13 protein-coding genes and 2 pseudogenes are annotated in these 18,752 nt (G+C 39.2%); 10 read left to right on the top strand and 5 right to left on the bottom strand.

Annotation, left to right across the window (positions count from 1 at the left end):
• Positions 1-2 precede the first annotated feature (2 nt).
• Positions 3-791 carry an ABC transporter permease gene (locus tag F985_RS12925; protein ID WP_004701589.1) on the bottom strand — a complete coding sequence of 263 codons (789 nt, stop codon included), beginning with the start codon at positions 789-791 and terminating at the stop codon, positions 3-5.
• 3 nt (positions 792-794) lie between these two features.
• Entirely contained in the window at positions 795-1,550 is a 756-nt protein-coding gene (locus tag F985_RS12920; RefSeq protein ID WP_031944472.1) for an ABC transporter permease, read from the bottom strand.
• 116 nt (positions 1,551-1,666) lie between these two features.
• Between F985_RS12920 and F985_RS12915 the strand changes: the two genes are divergently transcribed.
• A complete protein-coding gene (locus F985_RS12915) occupies positions 1,667-2,875 on the top strand; it encodes an IS256-like element ISAba26 family transposase (protein WP_000343018.1) in 1,209 nt (402 codons plus the stop codon).
• An 85-nt stretch (positions 2,876-2,960) separates the two neighbouring features.
• On the opposite strand, the gene F985_RS12910 is transcribed toward F985_RS12915, so the two are convergent.
• Positions 2,961-4,034, bottom strand: a complete 1,074-nt coding sequence (locus tag F985_RS12910; protein ID WP_004701586.1) for an ABC transporter substrate-binding protein — start codon at positions 4,032-4,034, stop codon at positions 2,961-2,963.
• A 314-nt stretch (positions 4,035-4,348) separates the two neighbouring features.
• Here F985_RS12910 and F985_RS12905 point away from each other — a divergent pair, with 314 nt between their 5' ends.
• The 4 genes from F985_RS12905 (at position 4,349) to F985_RS12890 (ending at position 7,663) form a co-directional block, all read left to right on the top strand.
• On the top strand, positions 4,349-5,482 hold the full coding sequence (locus F985_RS12905; RefSeq protein WP_004701584.1) for an LLM class flavin-dependent oxidoreductase: 1,134 nt from the start codon (positions 4,349-4,351) through the stop codon (positions 5,480-5,482).
• Between the two features lie 190 nt (positions 5,483-5,672).
• Positions 5,673-6,500 (top strand): energy transducer TonB, encoded by an 828-nt coding sequence (locus F985_RS12900; protein WP_004701582.1) that lies wholly within the window; start codon positions 5,673-5,675, stop codon positions 6,498-6,500.
• A 24-nt stretch (positions 6,501-6,524) separates the two neighbouring features.
• Entirely contained in the window at positions 6,525-7,259 is a 735-nt protein-coding gene (locus tag F985_RS12895) for a MotA/TolQ/ExbB proton channel family protein (RefSeq protein WP_004701581.1), read from the top strand.
• Positions 7,259-7,663 carry an ExbD/TolR family protein gene (locus F985_RS12890; protein ID WP_001018517.1) on the top strand — a complete coding sequence of 135 codons (405 nt, stop codon included), beginning with the start codon at positions 7,259-7,261 and terminating at the stop codon, positions 7,661-7,663. The genes F985_RS12895 and F985_RS12890 overlap by 1 nt, the downstream gene beginning before the upstream one ends.
• 62 nt (positions 7,664-7,725) lie before the next feature.
• Here F985_RS12890 and F985_RS12885 read toward each other — a convergent pair whose 3' ends face one another.
• Positions 7,726-9,309: an ABC transporter substrate-binding protein gene (locus tag F985_RS12885; RefSeq protein WP_004701579.1), complete on the bottom strand. Its 1,584-nt coding sequence runs from the start codon at positions 9,307-9,309 to the stop codon at positions 7,726-7,728.
• A 285-nt stretch (positions 9,310-9,594) separates the two neighbouring features.
• Between F985_RS12885 and F985_RS12880 the strand changes: the two genes are divergently transcribed.
• Positions 9,595-12,207, top strand: a complete 2,613-nt coding sequence (locus F985_RS12880) for a TonB-dependent receptor (RefSeq protein ID WP_004701577.1) — start codon at positions 9,595-9,597, stop codon at positions 12,205-12,207.
• 252 nt (positions 12,208-12,459) lie between these two features.
• Positions 12,460-14,319, top strand: a pseudogene (locus F985_RS12875) (TonB-dependent receptor); the annotation flags it as partial.
• A gap of 26 nt (positions 14,320-14,345) precedes the next feature.
• Here the strand turns inward: F985_RS12875 and F985_RS12870 are convergent.
• Positions 14,346-15,047, bottom strand: coding sequence for an IS1-like element ISPa14 family transposase (locus F985_RS12870; protein ID WP_001223318.1), 702 nt, complete (start codon positions 15,045-15,047; stop codon positions 14,346-14,348).
• A gap of 59 nt (positions 15,048-15,106) precedes the next feature.
• Between F985_RS12870 and F985_RS12865 the strand changes: the two are divergent.
• From F985_RS12865 to F985_RS12855, 3 genes and pseudogenes are all read left to right on the top strand, one after another.
• A pseudogene (locus tag F985_RS12865) lies at positions 15,107-15,586 on the top strand (TonB-dependent receptor domain-containing protein); the annotation flags it as partial.
• A 22-nt stretch (positions 15,587-15,608) separates the two neighbouring features.
• Positions 15,609-16,805 (top strand): LLM class flavin-dependent oxidoreductase, encoded by a 1,197-nt coding sequence (locus F985_RS12860; protein ID WP_004701571.1) that lies wholly within the window; start codon positions 15,609-15,611, stop codon positions 16,803-16,805.
• 317 nt (positions 16,806-17,122) lie between these two features.
• Positions 17,123-18,748 (top strand): ABC transporter permease, encoded by a 1,626-nt coding sequence (locus tag F985_RS12855; protein WP_004701570.1) that lies wholly within the window; start codon positions 17,123-17,125, stop codon positions 18,746-18,748.
• Positions 18,749-18,752: the final 4 nt, after the last annotated feature.

Here is an 18,752-nt window from a genome sequence, read left to right as displayed (position 1 = left end):
AATTAGGTACGCCATTGCAGCAGGCGTTTTGAAATAAGATGAATACTTGCTGTCATAAAGGCCCCACAAAGAGTAACCGTTATGGCGCAAACCAACAGAATATCCATTTCTGCATTAATCTCGGCTTTCATCATTAAGTTGCCGAGTCCTGCACCTGCATTGAATAGCAATTCACTTGCTGTAGTGGTGATCCAAGTAAAGGGCACGGCTAAATTTAGACCAGTTAAAATATGGGGTAGGGCTTGAGGAAGGCGTATTTTTTTAAATTTTCGCCAGAATGAAAATTGATAAATACGTGCGATTTCATCGTATTTTGCATCATTGTGGCTAAGGCCCTGAAATGTATTAATCACTAATGGAAAAAACGAAGCAAGCGCGATAATAAAGATTTTTGCTTCTTCTCCGTTACCAAACCATAAGGCAATTAAAGGTGTTAAACCCAGTAATGGAACTTGTCGAATACTGTTAAATATTGGAGAAACTAAAGCATTTAAAACTTTTGAATAGGCAAGCAAAGTACCTAAAATTAATCCGCTTATCGAACCCAAGATAAATCCAATTCCAGCTTTTTTAAGACTTCCCCACGTGTTTAGCCACAATTCACCTGTTTCAAGCAATTTAATAAATGCGAAATAAATGTTTTGCAAAGGAACAAATGCATAGGCATGACTGGCGCCTAAGCTTGAGTTGTATTGCCATAAGCCTAATAACAGTAATGGTAGTACTAGGCCTTGTATTAAAATAATTGGCCGTTGCCATGATTGTTTTAAAGTAAATGAACGCTGAGACATTATTTATTTCTCCCCCGAACTGAGCGCAGGCGAGATAAATCGTTGTTCCACTAAACGTAAAACTTTATCTAAACCAAACCCGACCACGCCTGTGATAAACACGCCAACCATCACGATATCTAAGCGCAACATTTGACGTCCTAGTTCCATCATTTGCCCAATACCCGTTCCAGCTGCCAGTAGTTCAACGGCAACTAAAATCAGCCATGCACGACCAAGTGCAATTCGTAGTCCACCAATTAACGGCGGGACTATGGACGGAAGAATAATAAGCCTGAGCCAAGCTCGTGTTTTAAGCTGGTAGATTTGTCCTAATTCAATATATTTTTTGGGAATATTTTTGACTGCATCGGCCGTTGCTAATGCAATTGGAAAAAAGCAGGCTTTAATAATCAGTAAAATTTTAAATAATTCACCAATCCCAAAAACTAAAATAAAAATAGGAATAAGGACAAAGATCGGAATTTGATAAAAAACGTTAAATAAAATATAGGTGTAATTGCGAAATAAAGTATTCGCCCCATAGGCAACACCAAAAGCAATTGCACTGATTGCTGCAATAGAAAATCCCAAAAACAGACGAGAAAGACTATCTTTGAGATGCATTTGAAGTTCACCACTTTGTAACAACGCAATGAAAGTATTCCAGACAGTTTTAGGCGGCACCAAAATTTGGGTTGGGAAAATCTGTAAAGAACTAATCAAATGCCAAATGAGTAATACTAATAAGGGTGAAATCACAGAGAGCAGCCCATACACCTTTTTAGAAGAAAATGTCTTACGGAGTGGGGTTTATAAAAGGGACTGTTCTAAATTTTGTGTAAGTACTTAATTTTCATTTATCCTTCAGAGGATAATTACAAAAGGTACTTCACATGGATGAAGCAACAATCAAAAGTATGGCTGCCGAATTGGCTAAAGGTCTAAAAACACCAGAAGACTTAAACCAAATGACAGCAGTCTTTAAAAAATTCATGATTGAAACTGCACTCAATACTGAACTTTCAGACCATCTCGGTTATGAAAAGCATCAGCCCAAGAAAGGCTCAAATAGCCGTAATGGGTTTAGTTCTAAAACCATTACAACTCAAGATGGACAACTGGCTTTAGATATTCCCCGTGATCGAGAAGGTTCATTTGAGCCACAAATTATCAAAAAGCACCAAACACGCATCACCAGTATGGATGACCAAATCCTCTCACTGTATGCAAAAGGAATGACTAATAGGGAAATTGTAGCCTTCTTCAAAGAAATGTACGATGCCGATGTGTCAGCATCTCTCATCAGCAAAGTTACCGATGCTGTGATTGAGCAAGTGACTGAGTGGCAAAATAGAGCCTTAGATAGCCTTTATCCTGTTGTCTATCTTGACTGTATTGTTGTCAAAGTCCGTCAGCACTCCAATGTGATTAACAAGTCCGTATACCTTGCTTTAGGCATCAATATGGATGGGCAAAAAGAATTACTGGGTATGTGGATTGCTCAGACAGAAGGTGCCAAATTCTGGCTGTCAGTCATGACAGAGCTAAAAAATCGAGGAGTACAGGACATTCTTGTTGCCTGTGTAGATGGATTAAAAGGCTTCCCTGACGCGATAGCCTCTGTTTACCCTCATACTGATATTCAACTGTGTATCGTGCATGTTGTACGCAATAGCCTGAGATTTGTAAGCTGGAAAGACTACAAAGCTGTTACGTCGGGTCTGAAAGCGATTTATCAGGCAAGTACAGAGGAAAATGCTTTAAAATCCCTAGACATCTTCTGTGATCAATGGAATCACCAGTATCCCAAAATTGGAGAATCCTGGCGGGCCAATTGGGAAAATATCCGAACGATCTTTAGCTATCCAGCCGAAATACGTCATGCAATTTATACAACAAATGCGATTGAGTCGTTGAATAGCGTAATACGCCATTCAACGAAGAAAAGGAAAATCTTTTCATCTGATGACTCAGTAAAGAAGGTCATTTACTTAGCAACATCAAATGCTGCGAAGAAATGGACGATGCCAATTCAAAATTGGCGTTTAGCAATGAATTGGTTTACGATTCAGTTCGATGATCGATTAAAAGATCATTTATAAAAAATGGAACTTACACAAAATAATTTACAGGCTCAAATAAAACGTTATTTTGCTCAATAAGTGGCTTTACTAGTATTTTCATTGTCTAGTTTCCTTGCTTATTTGAAGCATGATTCGTCTGTAAATTTTGAATCGCTTGACGGGTAAACTTCGGATTCAACAGTTCATCTGCTTTGATTGGAGTTTGAATAAGCTGATTTTTCACTGCATGATCAATGACTTTTGAATAATGCTGTTTCAGAAAGTCGACTTGATAGTCTGGAGACCAGTCTTGTTGCCATGTGCTTGCCGTATTCTGGCTTTCACGTTGAATCACACTAAGAGGTTGGCCAAACTTAGTTTGACTTTGCTGAAACTCATCTTGATGGTGCGCAATCCAGTCCATTGCACGTACTGTCGCATCAGCAAGTAATTGCGTGGTATCTGGATGTTGCTCAATATAACTTTTGCTCCCCCAGAGTTCGGCACGCATTTTCCAGTCTGCTGGCAAAGATTGTGACGACCAAATAATTTTACCCAAATGGCGATCTTGTAAAGTAAGCGCATCGCTTAAGGTAAAAAAGGCATCTACACTTTTGGCAGATAAAGCAGCAGCCCCAGCTTGCGGGTTTAAATTCACAATTTGAAAGTCTTTTAGGCTTAATCCTTTACTTTGTATGAGTTGCCCAAAGTTAATTTCCCACGGACGGCCACGATGTAATGCAATTTTTTTACCTTTTAATTCTTCAATAGATTTAATAGGTGAGTTTTCTGGAACAATAAGGTAGACGTTATTACCAATACCTCCGGGTACAACAATTTGTGTTTTAACGCCTGTGGCATTAAGGACTACAGCAGGAAGGTTTCCATAAAAAGCAAAATCGATTTTATTATTTAGAAAACTTTCATTAACCAGAGTTGCTACAGCAGCAGTAGTCACAGGTTCCCATTTTAATTCAATGTGATTTTGCTTTAATGCTTTTAGAAAAATTTGATCTTGTGAAATAAGTTGTGGCACACCAATGAAATCTAAGCTACCTGAAGTGCCATTGGCAACCACAGCAATTCGAAGTTGTTGCTGTTCAGACTGTTTTGGGGTGGTCTCTTCTGTTTTTTGTGCGCCACAAGCAACAAGACCCAAAAAACTAAAACCTAAAACTAGACGTGGAAAAATACGCATATCATCATAAGAATTAAAAAATATATGGGTATTGAGCAAGAACCAAGCCAATAAAATTATCTTAAACAAATCAATTGATTATATTTTTTCTGAATTATTATTGAGGTTAAATGCCACCGTTGTGTTGTGATTGGGACACTCTTTAGCGTTTAAGTGTTGAAATATCAACACAGCCTTTAAACTCGATTTTTTAATATTTATATAAAACAGTAGTATAGCTAAAAATTAATTTAAAAAAATAACGGCATGATTCCTGCTCATAAGACTTTTAACGAATTAAATATCGTCAAATCTTTAAATTATCGAGATTCATTATGTCAGTTGAGTTTTTATGGAGAATCCCTGTTCATGGGGATGGTCGTCGAGCACATCAATTACACACACGCGGTGAATGGAATCAATTAACTCCAACAGTCCAATCTCCACAACGTGTTGCACCGCAACATGAAGATCAGTTATTTGCTTACTATGACTATGTCGAGCAAGTGGCGAAAGCAGCCGATATTGTTGGTTTTCACGGCGCACTCATTCCAGCTTTTCCACATACTGAAGAACCATGGGTGTTAGCGTCTGCACTGGCAAGAGAAACTAAAAGACTTCGTTTGCTCATCGCAATTCAGCCCTGGTTTATTCATCCTGCTTATGCAAGCCAAATGGCTGCAAGTTTGCAGCGCTTAAGTCAGGGACGAGTAGAGTGGAATGTGATTTCAGGGGGAGGCGGTGCACAACAACGCGCATATGGGGACTTTATTGAACATGATCAACGCTATGCACGGACCAACGAATTTTTAGAATTTGTGAAAGGTTATTCGCACCATGCACCATTCAATTACGATGGAAAGTTTTTCCATGTTGAACAGGGCGGCCTGAAATACCCAATGAATCAATATGACGTTCCACGTTTATGGTTAGCAGGTGCAAGCGATGCGGCTTTACAAGTCGCAGGCCGTCATGCAGATATCCACTTAACTTGGGGCGAACCTGTAGACCAACAGAAGAAAATAATCGAACAGGCTCAAAATTTCTTTGAACAGAATTCACCAGAACGAAAAGTTAAATTTGGTATGCGTATTGATATTTTAGCGCGACCAACCCAAGAACAAGCCTTCCAAGAACTTAAACAAATGTATGAAACCATTGCTGTCGATAGTAATGCTTTTGAACGAAAAGACACTGAATCTGTAGGAGCGAAGCGTCAGCAAGCCTTAGCACAGGGCAACCGTTTTGAAGACCTATTTGTGAGTCCGAATGTGTGGGCGGGAATGTCAAATGTACGAGGTGGCCCAAACTGTATTTTAGTCGGGAGCTATGAGCAAGTCGCAGAACGTTTGCAAGAATATATTGATATTGGGGTGGGACATTTTATTTTAGCCAGTAACCCGCATTTAGAAGAAGCATATCGAGTGGCTGAAGAAGTCTTACCCTTAGTAGGATATAAATTAAAATAATAAACTTAGATCCCTTTGCGATATCAAAGGGATCTTGTTGTTTGAACAGCATAACACTGTCTGAAAACCAACATCTTTTGTATCAATCATTTGAAAAATACAAATTAAATTCATAAAAAATAATAACTTATATTTTTGGCATGGCTTGTGCAATTTACCACTTAATCTTTTATTTTTAGTTTAAATTTTTATGCGTGATCAAATCTTTAATCCCCATAAGCGGGCTTTGCTCTTTGAGCAATTTGCGACAGTTGCAGCCACAACTGAAATTGCAGATCCGTTTGCACGGCATGATCAAGACGTTATTCAACCTGCTCCAGTGAAGTTGAATAAAGTCTTAATCGCAATTATTGCGGTTGCTTCAGCACATCTTGGAATTTGGTATGTCGCAAAACAATTACCGACACCAGCTTTAGATATTCATAAACCAGAACCTGTGGTGATTGAAATCGTAAAACCGGTTGAACCACCTAAAGTGATTGAACCCAAAATTCCACCGATTACTGAGAAGCCAAAAGTTCCACCTGTGGTGGAAAAACCCAAGCCAATTCCTAAACAGGTTGAACAGCCTAAACCAGTCCCAAAAAGTGTGGAACAACCTAAGCCAGTTGCAAAAGCGGTGGCTGAGCCCACTCCACAAAAAGTTGCAGAACCTGTGGTCACAAAAGAAGTAGTCGCAGAACCGGTTAAAAAAGTGGCTGAGCCTGTAAAAGCGTCAGATGACAATTTACCTGTGACTGAAGCCAAAGGTTATGCCGGATATCTCAGTAACCCTGCACCTGAATATCCTGAACAAGCTTTAGAACGTGGTTGGGAAGGCTCAGTCATTTTACGGGTCAAAGTATTAGCAAATGGCAGTCCTGATACGGTCAGTGTCAAGCAAAGTAGTGGCAAAAAACTTCTAGACAGTGCTGCCGTAAGAACAGTAAAGCAATGGAAATTTTCACCTGCGCTAAAAGGGAAAACCCCTGTAGAAGGCTGGGTCGATGTTCCAATTCATTATCAATTACCGAAATAAAATTTAAATTAAGAGGATATTTTCATGTCAGATATTAATTCATTGATCCATGACGGCACGATCTGGTTATTAGTTGCTTTCTCAATTGTGACTTGGGTGTTGATTGTGGTTAAAGTGGTCCAGACGCAACGAGCGACAAAACAAAGTAAGCTTTTTGTAGAAGAGTTTTGGAAAGCAAAAAACTTATCAGATGCAGTAACTAAGTCTGAACTAGGTGAAGGCCCAGCAGCACGAGTGGCTAATACAGGGTTTCAGACTTTAATTGAAGCAGATGAAAAGACGCATCAAGACTTACAAAACAGTTGGAGCCGTCAGGACTTATTAGAGCGCCATTTAAGTAAACAAGTTCTAACTGAGCGCCGCCAATTAGAAAAAGGTTCAGCTTTACTGGCTTCTATTGGAAATAACGCCCCATTTATTGGTCTGTTCGGTACAGTATTTGGGATTATTCATGCATTACAAGCAATTGCTCATTCAGGTAATGCAAGTATGGATGTCGTGGCTGGACCAATTGGAGAAGCGCTGGTGGCAACAGGTATTGGTATTGCAGTTGCTGTACCTGCGGTGCTTGCTTATAACTACTTTGTGCGTAAAGTAAAAACAATTGGCGCAGATCTTGATGATTTTGCGACGGATTTCGTGAGCCTGAATCAAAAAGCAGGATTCCAACTACCAACTGCAAAAAAGGGTACGACTGGTAATACGGCGCTTAAAGATAATTCTGCTAAAGAAGTGAAAGAGAAAGGAGTGTTTGCATAATGGCAATTTCTACCTCTCAAGAAGACGATGTCGTCAGTGAAATTAATATCACGCCGCTAGTCGATGTCATGTTGGTCTTACTCATTGTATTCATTGTGACAGCTCCTTTGTTAACAAATACGGTGAAAGTGAACTTACCAAAAGCTGCTCCAACTCAATCGACAGACCAAAACAAAGCTGTAGTGATTAGTGTAAATCCACAAGGTGAAATATTCCTTGATAAAGATAAGGTGACACTTGCGAACTTTGAACAAGAAATAAAGTCACGTAAAAGCAGTAACCCTAAACTAGCATTAAACTTAAATGCTGATGAGACCGTACCGTATGGAACAGTTGCAAAATTATTGGCAAGTATTGAACGTGTAGGCGTAGATAAACTTTCTGTGATTACAGTGCCTAAATAATTATACCTCCATAAAAAAAGCTGCTTCGGCAGCTTTTTTTATATTGTGAGTACAGATGAGTATTAAGCTTTCCAGAGTTTTTCAAAGCGCCATGTCGGAAAAATCGTATGTTCAGGAGCTAAACCACCAATATTTTTAGCTGCTGCATCAATCGTATGGCTAAATCCCCAAATGAGCATTCCACCACGCTCATGTTGAATTTTTTGTGCTTGCGCTAAATGGATTTTGCGTTTGGCTAAATCAGGCTCTGCCAGGGCTTTAAAAAATAACTCACTATATTCAGGGTCTTTAAAGTTCACACGATTCGTTGTGGAAATGGGTGCATCATTAACAACGGCAGTCGATAAATATGGCGTGCCGACATTGGTCGCATTACTCGATAGCTGCCATTTACTGCGGTCAGGGCCATTAAATGTTGTAAAATCGACTTGTTTAACTCGAATATTCACATTGGCTTGTTTTGCTTGCTCGGCAAAAATTAATGCAGGTTGAGCACTACTCACTGGGGTAACAAGTTCTACATTCAAACCATCTTTAAAACCTGCTTGCGCTAATAGATTTTTTGCCTCGGCAATATTTTGTTGGCGCTGCGGCAAATTGAGAAAGGCAGGGTCTTGCGGCGAATAAAGATCATTGGCGATTCGACCTTGTCCATTTAAGCCTCGCTGTACCAACTCTTCTCGGTTTGCAATCAAACGAAATGCCTGACGCACTCTAGGGTCATTAAACGGCGCTTGTTGAGTGTTAAAGTCAAAACTATTATGCGTATTGGTCGCAGAGCGTATGGTTTGAATGTGTTTTGCTTGCTCCAAAATTTTAATATATTCAGGTGAGATCGCATTTGCGACATCAATTTGTCCAGCCAATAAAGCATTTAATCGAGAGACCTGATCTTTAAAATCAATCACTTCAAAACTATCTGCATAAGGTTTGTCTGCTTTAAAGTAATTATTAAAACGGGTAAAAACAGAACGCTGCCCCGGAATAAACTCTTTGACTTTATATGGACCAGCTCCGACTGGATTATGAATAGGGTCGAAGTCAGTCGGTACAATTCCTCCAAAGTTTACCCAAGTTTCGGGCAGTGCAACAAAGCCGGGAATCGTACTAATAAAAGGAATACGAACCGTATATTCATCTAGTTTTTGAATACGATCTCGGTCAATCCACTGCACCAGATTACGAAATGGTGAGGCGAGTTTAGGATCTGTTAGACGTTTAACTGAAAAGATCACATCATCAGCAGTAATGGTTTTACCGTGATGAAATTCTAAGCCTTTACGTAACCGAATGGTCCATTCACTTGCATTGTGATTAGGTTCTGCAAACTCCGCTAAAGCAAGTCGGGGCAGCATATTTTCATCCCATTCCCATAATTTATTATAAATAGCGAAACCTCGTGTAATACCACTTCCTGATGCTGAAAGATGAGGATCTAGACTGCCTGATTGTTGTCCTCCAATTAAACCTAAGCGTATAACACCTCCATGCTTAGGTGTTGCTGAAGAGGAAGTTTTTGATTCTTTACTATTATCTGGAGAGGGGCCACAACCTGATAAACTGCCCAACAAAGAGACGCCACCTAGCGCCGTGAGACTTTGTGTTAAAAATTTTCGACGTGATAACTGAAATGTTTGATTTGTCATTATAAATACCTGATTAGATCTTCATCTTCTAAGGTATTGCAGAATAAATGCCAATATTTTTATATAATTTTAATATATTTATCAAATACTTATATAATTATTGTTTTTGGTGAGTGTCTCTATTTCAACAGCTTTGTTGAAAAAATAAACATGAATAGAATTGATAAGTAAACAATTAGAAATTAAAAATAAATAAATCAGATTGTTAGATTGAATTATTTGGCGATTCAATGGTTGGCATAGGCTTTGCGTAACGCATTGTAAATTTACTTTACTGAGTGTGATATGAGACAGCCTTTTCAATTAAAACCTTTAGTTATTGCGCTTAGCGTATTAGGGGCGACTTTACCGTTATATGTTTTTGCCGAAGAAACGCCACAGCAAGCAGGTGATTCTGAAAGTGATGTAATTACTTTGTCCGATGTAGTCGTTACTGGAGCAGCCAAGAAAACTACTGTAATTCCTAAACGCAAAGTTACCTCAATTTATGGAACGGATAGCTCTGTATTGGATACCCCGCGTGTAGTATCCCAAGTATCAGAACAACAATTTAGAGAAGATGTTATTCGCAGTGCGGATGATCTCGTCAAATATGCACCGAGTATTACGCGAGGCGGGGGACAAAATGCTAACTTTGCTCCACAAATTCGTGGACAGAACTCGGAAGTTTTTCAAGATAGTCAACGCATTTACAGTACTCGCCATCCAACCAATCTCAATGCTTATGAAGGAGCCGATATTGTGGCAGGGCCAACAGGTGTAATTTTTGCGCCGACTTCAGGTTCTGGCGGATATATTAACTACCTGACCAAAAAGCCTAATTTTAATAAAGCTGAAACCAATATCTCTGGGACTGTAGGTTCCATTTACTCAGGTAAAGGTGCAGAGCCTAATTTCTCTGTCAGTATTGATCATACGGCACCCATTTCAAAAGAATTAGCATTTCGCGTGAGCGCAACAGCACAAAAGACAGATGACTATTATGACAATGTGAAAAATAATTTTAATGCATTTTATGGGGCACTTGCTTGGCGTCCAAATGATCGTTTACGGGTAGATTGGAATATCAGTTACGATGACTATTACGATTTTAACGTGACGCATGGCTGGAATAGAGCGTCGCAGCAATCTGTTGATAATGGCCTTTATTACAAAGGTAGAGCTACGCCTATTATTCAAAACGGATCGACTTTTTGGTCTCCTGTATTTGAATCGGGTGCGGCAAATTCTAAAGTGATTGGTTGGCAAACTCGTCAGAAGAACGATAAAAACCAATATGTTGCTGTTGGTGGAGTTCAGACCACGCCGTTACCGAACTCAACTGCTGATCAAGCAGGAACGATTAAAGGTTGGGTCTACGATCCATCAATCCCCGGTAATGAATTGGTCAAGCTAGATGATAATGTTTCAGGACGTAGTGAAGATAAAAATAGTGCTAAGCGATTTAGCACTCAATTAAAAGTAATTAAAGATTTAAATGACCATTGGTCTATTGCAAACAGTACGCTCTATCAAAATAACAAAGATTTAGGCGACTCTGTTGGAAGCTTTTTTACAGATTTAGATCATGAGTTAATTGATAACCGACTAGAATTTTTAGGTGACTATGATTTTGAAATAGCTGGCATAAAAATTAATAATAAAAGCAGTACCGGAGGAACATATCGTCATGAGAAGTTTACCTCTTTAGCTGCAAATAATAGTTTTAATATTAATCCTTATGATTTAACCAATGATCCATCGCAGAAGAACCCTGGTGATTTACTGGGGTTGATTAACAATAGCGGTTCAACAGGAGGTTGGATTGGACAAGCCGGAGTACCACAATATTCTCAATATTTTGGCTATTTAAATTTGCCGCGCATGTACCCAATTGGAAATGGTTTATATGCTGAAAAAGGTGGCTTTCCACCGAATGGAGGAGGCGCTGTCTATACGGGCTCTGGTTTCTGGGATACGTTGAGTGTGTTCACTCAACAAAACTTTACCTTTAACGATGTATTCGGTATTAATTTAGGCATTAACCACAGTTCTGTAAGAGCAAAACTTGAAAACCCACTTGTTTTAACCCCAACAGATGTCCGTTCTTCGAGTGACAAATATAGTCTATTGAGCTATCAACTGAGTACGTTTATTAAGCCTACTGCGAAAAGCACACTCTATTTTACTTATGACAAAAGCACTGCATTAAATACGGGAGTATTTGGGCCTTTCTTGATTTGGGGTGCAGGAAATCAACTCAATCCTTTATCTTTTGACAGTCAAAGTGAACTAAAAGAAGTAGGATTTAAATATGAACCTATCACTGACCAGTTATTTTTAACCCTAAGTGGATTTGAACAAAAACGAGATTTATCGCCTGATACCAACGGCAATATGGCTCGCTTTGAAATAAAAGGTATTGAGTCATCATTAAGATGGCAACTCCAAAAAAATATAGCGATTGGGGGCAATTTCACTTATTTAAATGCTGAATACAGCTCTATTGTACCTGCTGGTTTTTCACCATTTGGCTTTCATGCGGACAATGCTACGGTTTGGGGAGACAATAATGCTTTAAACCAACGTAAAGCTGGACGTTATGATGCAGCAGGAATTCCCAAATACTCTGCAAGTGCTTATGTAGATTACCAACATCAGTCTGGTTTTGGCGTCAACCTTTCGGGATGGTGGACAAGCTACTGGTACACAAACTTAAGTCAAACCGTGAAAGTACCGAATAACTATAATCTGGACTTAGGTCTTTATTATCGCCAGCCACAGTGGACGGTGGGCCTTAACATTCTTAACTTAACCAATGAACGAAATTTTGTGAATGGTTTGGCAGGGTCGAATAGTGAGTTTTTACAACCAATGCGTCCTCTGACTGTACAAGGCCAATTTAGTTATAAATTTTAAAACCAATCAATCATTTCCACGAATCTTAAAAAGCCATGCGTCTGTATGGCTTTATTATTAATACGGGATATAAAACACGTTAAATCGTGAATGTTGAAATAACAACAATAATACCTTTCAGACTGTCTATCTATCAGCAGCATTGAATCATTTTTATTTTTAAAATTTTATTAAGCATTTGAAATTATTTAAATAAATTAAATGGCATAGAAGTTGCCAATATAAGAATAGATTTATTTAAATGGAGTCACCATGTTTAAGGTTACAAAAATTAGGCAGAGTATTTTAACTGCTATGTGGGGAGTAACGGCGAGTGTTTCGACATTAGCTTTAGCGAACGATGATGCTGATGCAATTCCTGCTGAGCAACAAGCTCAAGTGGTAAATGCTAAAGATGTAAAAAAACTAGGCGATGTCATCGTTACTGCACAATATCGTGCACAAAACATTCAAAAAGTTCCAACTGCAATTACAGCGGTTTCAGGCAAAGATTTGGCCGCGAAAGGCTCAACATTTATTGGCGATGTTTTAACTTATACGCCCAATGCAGCAGCGGAAAACCCAGATGGTGATAGCCGTCCACGTTGGTATATTCGTGGTCTAGGAACTGGCGATGTAGCAGCCTCTACAGTTTTTCCAGTCGGTATTTATGCAGATGGCGTTTATTTAAATGCGCCTGTTGCTGGTGCTGGAGATTTATTCGATTTAGAACGTATTGAGGTTCTACGTGGTCCACAAGGCACGCTTTACGGTAAAAACACCACGGCTGGGGCAGTAAATTACATTTCACGAAAACCTGTTTTTACAGATAAACCGACTGGTTATGGAACAATAGGAATAGGTGACCATAATCTTCGTACTTTTGAAGGTGCCGTGAATGGGGCTATATCAGATAACGTTGCCGTACGAGGAGCATTCTATTCAGAAGACCGCGATGGCTATGCAAAAAATTTAGCCAATGGTGAAAATTACGGGGATGTAGATAAAAAATCATTTCGCTTCCAGATATTAGGAAAAGTTAATGATGATTGGAATGCTTTAGTCAATCTACATAGCCAAACTTATAATGGTCTTGGTAATAATGGCTCTTTAAGTATTGGAAAATACTGGGGTGTTTATGAAAGACCACAAGGCCGAGATACAAATTTAGATTTACTTGAAAGTAATAAAATTCAACATGATGGCGCTTCACTCACATTAACAGGAGATTTAGGCGGCGGTCATACTTTTACATCCATTACAGCGTTTGATAAAACCACTCAAAAATCTATTTCTGATGGTGACTATACGCCTTACGATGTAGCAAGAAGCTATAGCGATAATGAATGGCGCCAATATAGCCAAGAGTTTCGTGTTTCTTCTGATGCTGAAAAAAGACTCAGTTGGATCGCAGGTTTCCACTTTTTTAATGAAGACTTAGATTCAACAGGTGTAAGTGCGCGAGTAAATAAAACATTACCGAATGGCGCTCCAGCTCAGACGGCGGGAACACCAGCTTTTAGAGATATTACCTATAACCAGACCACACAAAGTTTTGCCTTGTTTGGTAACAGCACCTATAAATTTACCGATAAATTTAAAGTGACAGGTGGTCTACGTTGGACAAGTGAAGAAAAAGATATTGATCTAGATCTTGTTCAAATTACCTCAGGTGATTACACCAAAGGCAGTTGGTGGCAAAAGGATGGGTATAGCAATGCAGTCTATAACCCAGCGCCGAATGCAAATGGTTCAACAAGTCGTAAAAAGAGATGGAATGAGCTGACTTACGATATTACGCCAGAATATGAAATCACTCCTGATATCAACACATACTTCCGTTTTGCTCGAGGTTTCCGTTCAGGTGGTTTTAACACTGGACTTTCTAGTAGCCTGACGCAACTTGCAGATGTTAACCCTGAATATTTAAATAGCTATGAGCTAGGTTTGAAGTCTAGCTTGTTACAAGGCAATTTAACCGCCAATGCCAATATTTTCTATTATGACTACAAAGATATTCAAACAAATTTATTGGTTGCGACAGAAGGACAAGGTGGTGGGGTAACCTCAGTTCTGGCAAATGGTCCTAAAGCAGAAGTAAAAGGTGCCGAATTAGAATTAGATTATTTAGCGGTGGTGTTTCAAAAAGTATGCTGACATTAAATGAAGCCATTATTGATGTAAAAAAAGGTTAAGTCGAAAGCTTTAAAATGGTTTTCAATCTTTTTTGAAAAATTACAACTCCTTCTAAAACCACGCCTAATTCGATGCCTTATTTTGCAATTATTACCTTCAATACCTACAGTAAAAAATTTACCAATACTTTGCTTGCAGTTTTTAAAAGCAGTTATGAAACTGTCCCAATGATCACTTGCAATTCGGGTGTAGTGAATACCTAATTGTTTAAGCTTTGTTTTCAATCGTTGAACTGTAGCTAAGTCTCTTTTACCCCAAACATAAGCAACAATCTCACCTGTTTCTCGATGGTAGGCGTAAATAAGCCATTGTTTATTATTTTTATTTCCCACAAAAGTCCAAAACTCATCAACTTCAAGAGACTCATAATGACTTTGTTTAGGCTGAATTTGGTAGGTCGATTCGGTTAAAGTACGTAAAACTTTACCGATACTGATTCGCTCAACTTCAGCGATATCTCGTATACCACTACCTCTGACCATCAACTGTAATATTTTTCGAGTAATGCCTGAATTACATCCTAGATAGCTCAGAGCATGGTCACCAATAAACTGACGTTTACAGTCTTTGCACTGATAGTTTTGTTTCCCATCTACTTTGATGCCATTTTTCTTTATACTGTCACTGAGGCAGGTTGGACATTTGATTTCTAGAGTTATTCGCATTTCTCTATTTTATCAAAATTCAACCTGCTTTGTTTCAGCATACTTTTTGAAACACCACCTATTTAGCTACCGATAATTTACGCCTACGTTTTGCAGGCGCTTATTTAGACAGTGAATACACCGACTTTGTTGATAAAAACCCAGTAACCAATGTCGTAAATGCTGACAATACAGGTAACAGCTTGGTTCGTTCTCCAAAGTACACCATCGGTTTAGGAGGTGAATATACCTTTAATCTTGATAGTGGAGCACGCGTTATTGTGGGCACAGATGCAAAATATCGTGACCGCGAGTTTTTCTTAGTCAATCGTCAAGATTATTCTGTTGACCCAATCTTGAGTCAAAAAGGGTACACCTTATGGAACGCGAACGTTGGATATATCAGCGCAAATAATAAATACCAAGTTAATGCTTACGTTAAAAACTTGCTGGACGAAGAATATCAAGTTCATGGGCGACCAAATGGTCCTGCTGGACAATATGTCTTAACCTATGGAAACCCACGTCAAGTTGGTGTTTCTCTCACTGCAAAATTCTAAGCTTTGCTTTAAGGAGAAAATAATGGGAATTGAATTTTTTACACGTTTACCACTTCATGGCGAAACAGAATTTTTACCCGGGGACCCACGTAATCGTGGTGATTGGGCCAATATTGAAAATGTTGAAAATACCGGAGCGGTTTCGAACTATGAAGTCGGTGATGACTTTACCTATATTGATTACTTAAGTCAGGTAGCGCGGGCAGCAGAAATTAATGGTTTTGCTGGTGCACTCATGGTGAACGCACCAACGGGTGAAGAGCCTTGGACAGTATGTTCATTGCTTGCAAGAGAAACCAAAAAACTTAACTTTGTGACTGCATTTCAGGCCTATCATTTTAGTCCATATAATGCTGTACAAACTGCGGCAACGTATCAGCGTGCAACAGGCAATCGACTGGTTTGGAATATTATTAATGGCGGCTCGGAAGTAATCCAACGTCAGGTCGGCGATGACTTACCTCATGATGAGCGTTATGCACGTGCTACAGAGTTTCTAGATGTTGTAAAAGGATATTGGAATAATCCTTCATTTCACTATAAAGGAAAGTACTATTCGGCAGAAGGCGGTGGTCTAAAATATCCACTGAATAAAGCAAGTCTTCCAATTATTTGCACAGCAGGTTCTTCGGAAGCTGCTCGTGAGTTTGGAGCAAAACATGCCGACTATTATTTAATGCGAGCTGAAAAACCAGAAGAAATTGCAGCATTGATTGCAGACGTACGTACTCGTGCAAAAAAATATGGTCGTGAAAATATAAAATTTGGTCTATCGATCGATACCATTGCTCGCCGTACTGAACAAGAAGCATTAGCTGAAGCACAGCGGTTTCTCGATGAAGCTGCTGAAAAACAACGTTTACACGCAGCAGCAGCCCATGCGGGGTTACGTTCAGCGCGAGTATTAAGCTTCGAAAAAGAGTACGCCGAAAAAGATGGCAGTAAAAATGTCAGCGACTTTTTTATCCATCCAAATGTTTGGTCAGGGTTTGGATACATTGGTGTGCCACCAGGTGTTGCTTTGGTAGGGAGCTACCAACAGATTATTGAGCGTATTCAAGAATACAATAGCATTGGCATAGAATTATTCTTTCTTGCAGGCTATCCACATCTTGAAGAGTCATACCGTCTTGGTGAACACGTTCTTCCACACTTTAAAAAGCAACGTGCTCGATTACAGCCTACGGTAGCTAGCCCAGAGTTTGATATTGCGCTTTAAAGTTTAAATGTTCTTTAAATAAGCCTGATTAGTAAGCTAGTTGGGCTTTTTAAATTTTGTTCCTTATAGGCATTTGATCTTTTATGAAAGCTCTATACAAGAATTCTTATCTTTATCTCTTATTTATAAATATAAATATTTTCTGATCTTTGTACCTGTGTAGACAGTTAAACAAAACATCTCTCTTTACACTCATCCAGAGCATAACACCAAAGATGATCACAACACGTCTCATATTAGATCTGCATGACACGGATAAATGATCATCAGGTATACGTTTAGTTAAACATTCTGAGAAATCTATAAAAGCAGAATGTATGGATATATATCGAGATATGAAAGAAATAATTTCGCAAAAAAATTCATCCGGCATTGTCTGGAAAAGTACCAAGAAACCATGGTTCATTTCTGTTGGGTATTTTAACTCGCTTGCGATCTATTGGATTGTACCTCTTTGTTTATTCTTACTGTGGTGGGTAGCGTCAAACGAGCAATGGATGCCTGCTCAAATTTTACCTACCCCAAAAGACACTTGGCATTCTTTCGTTGAAATTGCATCTCAAGATCTATGGTCACAGCTTGCGATCAGTCTTGAGCGCTTTGGTCTTGGCCTATTATCAGGTGTGTTAGGTGGCGTATTTCTAGGTGTTTTACTTGGTTATAGCCGCATTGCAGAACAATACCTTTCTGCAACGTTTTATGCGTTGGTCATTATCCCAACATTGGCTTGGTTGCCTTTGCTCATGATCTGGCTCGGCATCGAAAATAGTTTAAAAATTTTCATAATCTTTAAGGCCACAATGGTGCCGATTGCCTTACATACTCAGGCAGGCGTACGTGACATTCAACCCAAACTCAAAGAAATGGCAGCAATCTTACAGTTTAATCGGCTAACCTTGCTTACAAAACTTGTACTGCCAGCCACACTTCCATATTTCTTTACTGGTTTAAGACTAGCTGTTGCAGCAGGCTGGACGAGCTTAATTGCTGTTGAATTGTTGGCTTCATCGGAAGGCATTGGATATTTGATGGTGACAGGTCGTCAGCTATTTCAGCTTGATATTGTCTTTGTCACGATTTTTGTGATCGCATCTGTAGGAATTATTTTCGATTTTATCCTGCATCGAATTGAACGAAAGTTTGTGTTTTGGCCACATGCTGCTTTGAGTGCTCATACTTTTCACAAAAAAAATAGAACAGATATTTTTAAATCATGGGTTTTACCTTTGAGTTTAGTGGTGCTTTGGGCAGTGAGCAGTTGGTTTAACTTGATTTCGAGTCAAATTTTGCCCGCGCCGTGGAAAGTATTAGAAGCACTGTGGTCAGGCATTCAAGATTTCTCACTCACTACCGCCATGTATTACAGCCTTTATCGTGCAATTTTGGGTTTGATTATCGGCGGGCTAATTGGGGCGTCTGTAGGAATTGTGGTGGGGTTATTTAAACCTATTGAAAATCTGTTGGCACCTACACTCAACACATTACGTCTAATTGCCATTTTTGCTTGGATTCCGCTACTGACAGCTTGGTTTGGGCTCGAAGATTTATCAAAAATTGTTTTCATTTCAATAGCGACATTTTTTCCGATGTTTATTGCGACATGGAAAGGCATGTCGAGCATTCCCATGCAGCTTGTTGAGGTATCGAGCACTTTAAGAATGACATTGCTTCAACGCTTAACGCTTTTGATTTTACCGAGCATTGCACCATCAATGTTTGCTGGATTTCGATTGGCGTTGCTCTATTCGTGGATGGCATCTTTTGGAGCTGAATACTTGATGGGCTCTGGGATTGGTATAGGTAGCTACATGATGGCTGCACAGCAAAACTTTGAAATGGAGCGTGTGATAGCAGCAACCGTTTTGGTCGCTGGTTTAGGGGCGATTCTGGCATGGCTGGGCAAAATAACTGAAAACTACGCAACATCTTGGCGAAAAAATTGAGGTC

Source organism: Acinetobacter seifertii (assembly GCF_000368065.1).
Lineage (GTDB): Bacteria > Pseudomonadota > Gammaproteobacteria > Pseudomonadales > Moraxellaceae > Acinetobacter > Acinetobacter seifertii.
The sequence above is the reverse complement of the archived record's forward strand: the minus strand, read 5'-3'. Positions and strand labels throughout refer to the sequence as shown.

Coding starts and splice junctions, on each gene's coding strand:
- F985_RS12915 (WP_000343018.1), top strand. CDS start 1,667: ATGGATGAAGCAACAATCAAAAGTATGGCTGCCGAATTGGCTAAAGGT.
- F985_RS12860 (WP_004701571.1), top strand. CDS start 15,609: ATGGGAATTGAATTTTTTACACGTTTACCACTTCATGGCGAAACAGAA.
- F985_RS12855 (WP_004701570.1), top strand. CDS start 17,123: ATGGATATATATCGAGATATGAAAGAAATAATTTCGCAAAAAAATTCA.
- F985_RS12900 (WP_004701582.1), top strand. CDS start 5,673: ATGCGTGATCAAATCTTTAATCCCCATAAGCGGGCTTTGCTCTTTGAG.
- F985_RS12885 (WP_004701579.1), bottom strand. CDS start 9,309: ATGACAAATCAAACATTTCAGTTATCACGTCGAAAATTTTTAACACAA.
- F985_RS12910 (WP_004701586.1), bottom strand. CDS start 4,034: ATGCGTATTTTTCCACGTCTAGTTTTAGGTTTTAGTTTTTTGGGTCTT.
- F985_RS12895 (WP_004701581.1), top strand. CDS start 6,525: ATGTCAGATATTAATTCATTGATCCATGACGGCACGATCTGGTTATTA.
- F985_RS12870 (WP_001223318.1), bottom strand. CDS start 15,047: ATGCGAATAACTCTAGAAATCAAATGTCCAACCTGCCTCAGTGACAGT.
- F985_RS12925 (WP_004701589.1), bottom strand. CDS start 791: ATGTCTCAGCGTTCATTTACTTTAAAACAATCATGGCAACGGCCAATT.
- F985_RS12890 (WP_001018517.1), top strand. CDS start 7,259: ATGGCAATTTCTACCTCTCAAGAAGACGATGTCGTCAGTGAAATTAAT.
- F985_RS12880 (WP_004701577.1), top strand. CDS start 9,595: ATGAGACAGCCTTTTCAATTAAAACCTTTAGTTATTGCGCTTAGCGTA.
- F985_RS12905 (WP_004701584.1), top strand. CDS start 4,349: ATGTCAGTTGAGTTTTTATGGAGAATCCCTGTTCATGGGGATGGTCGT.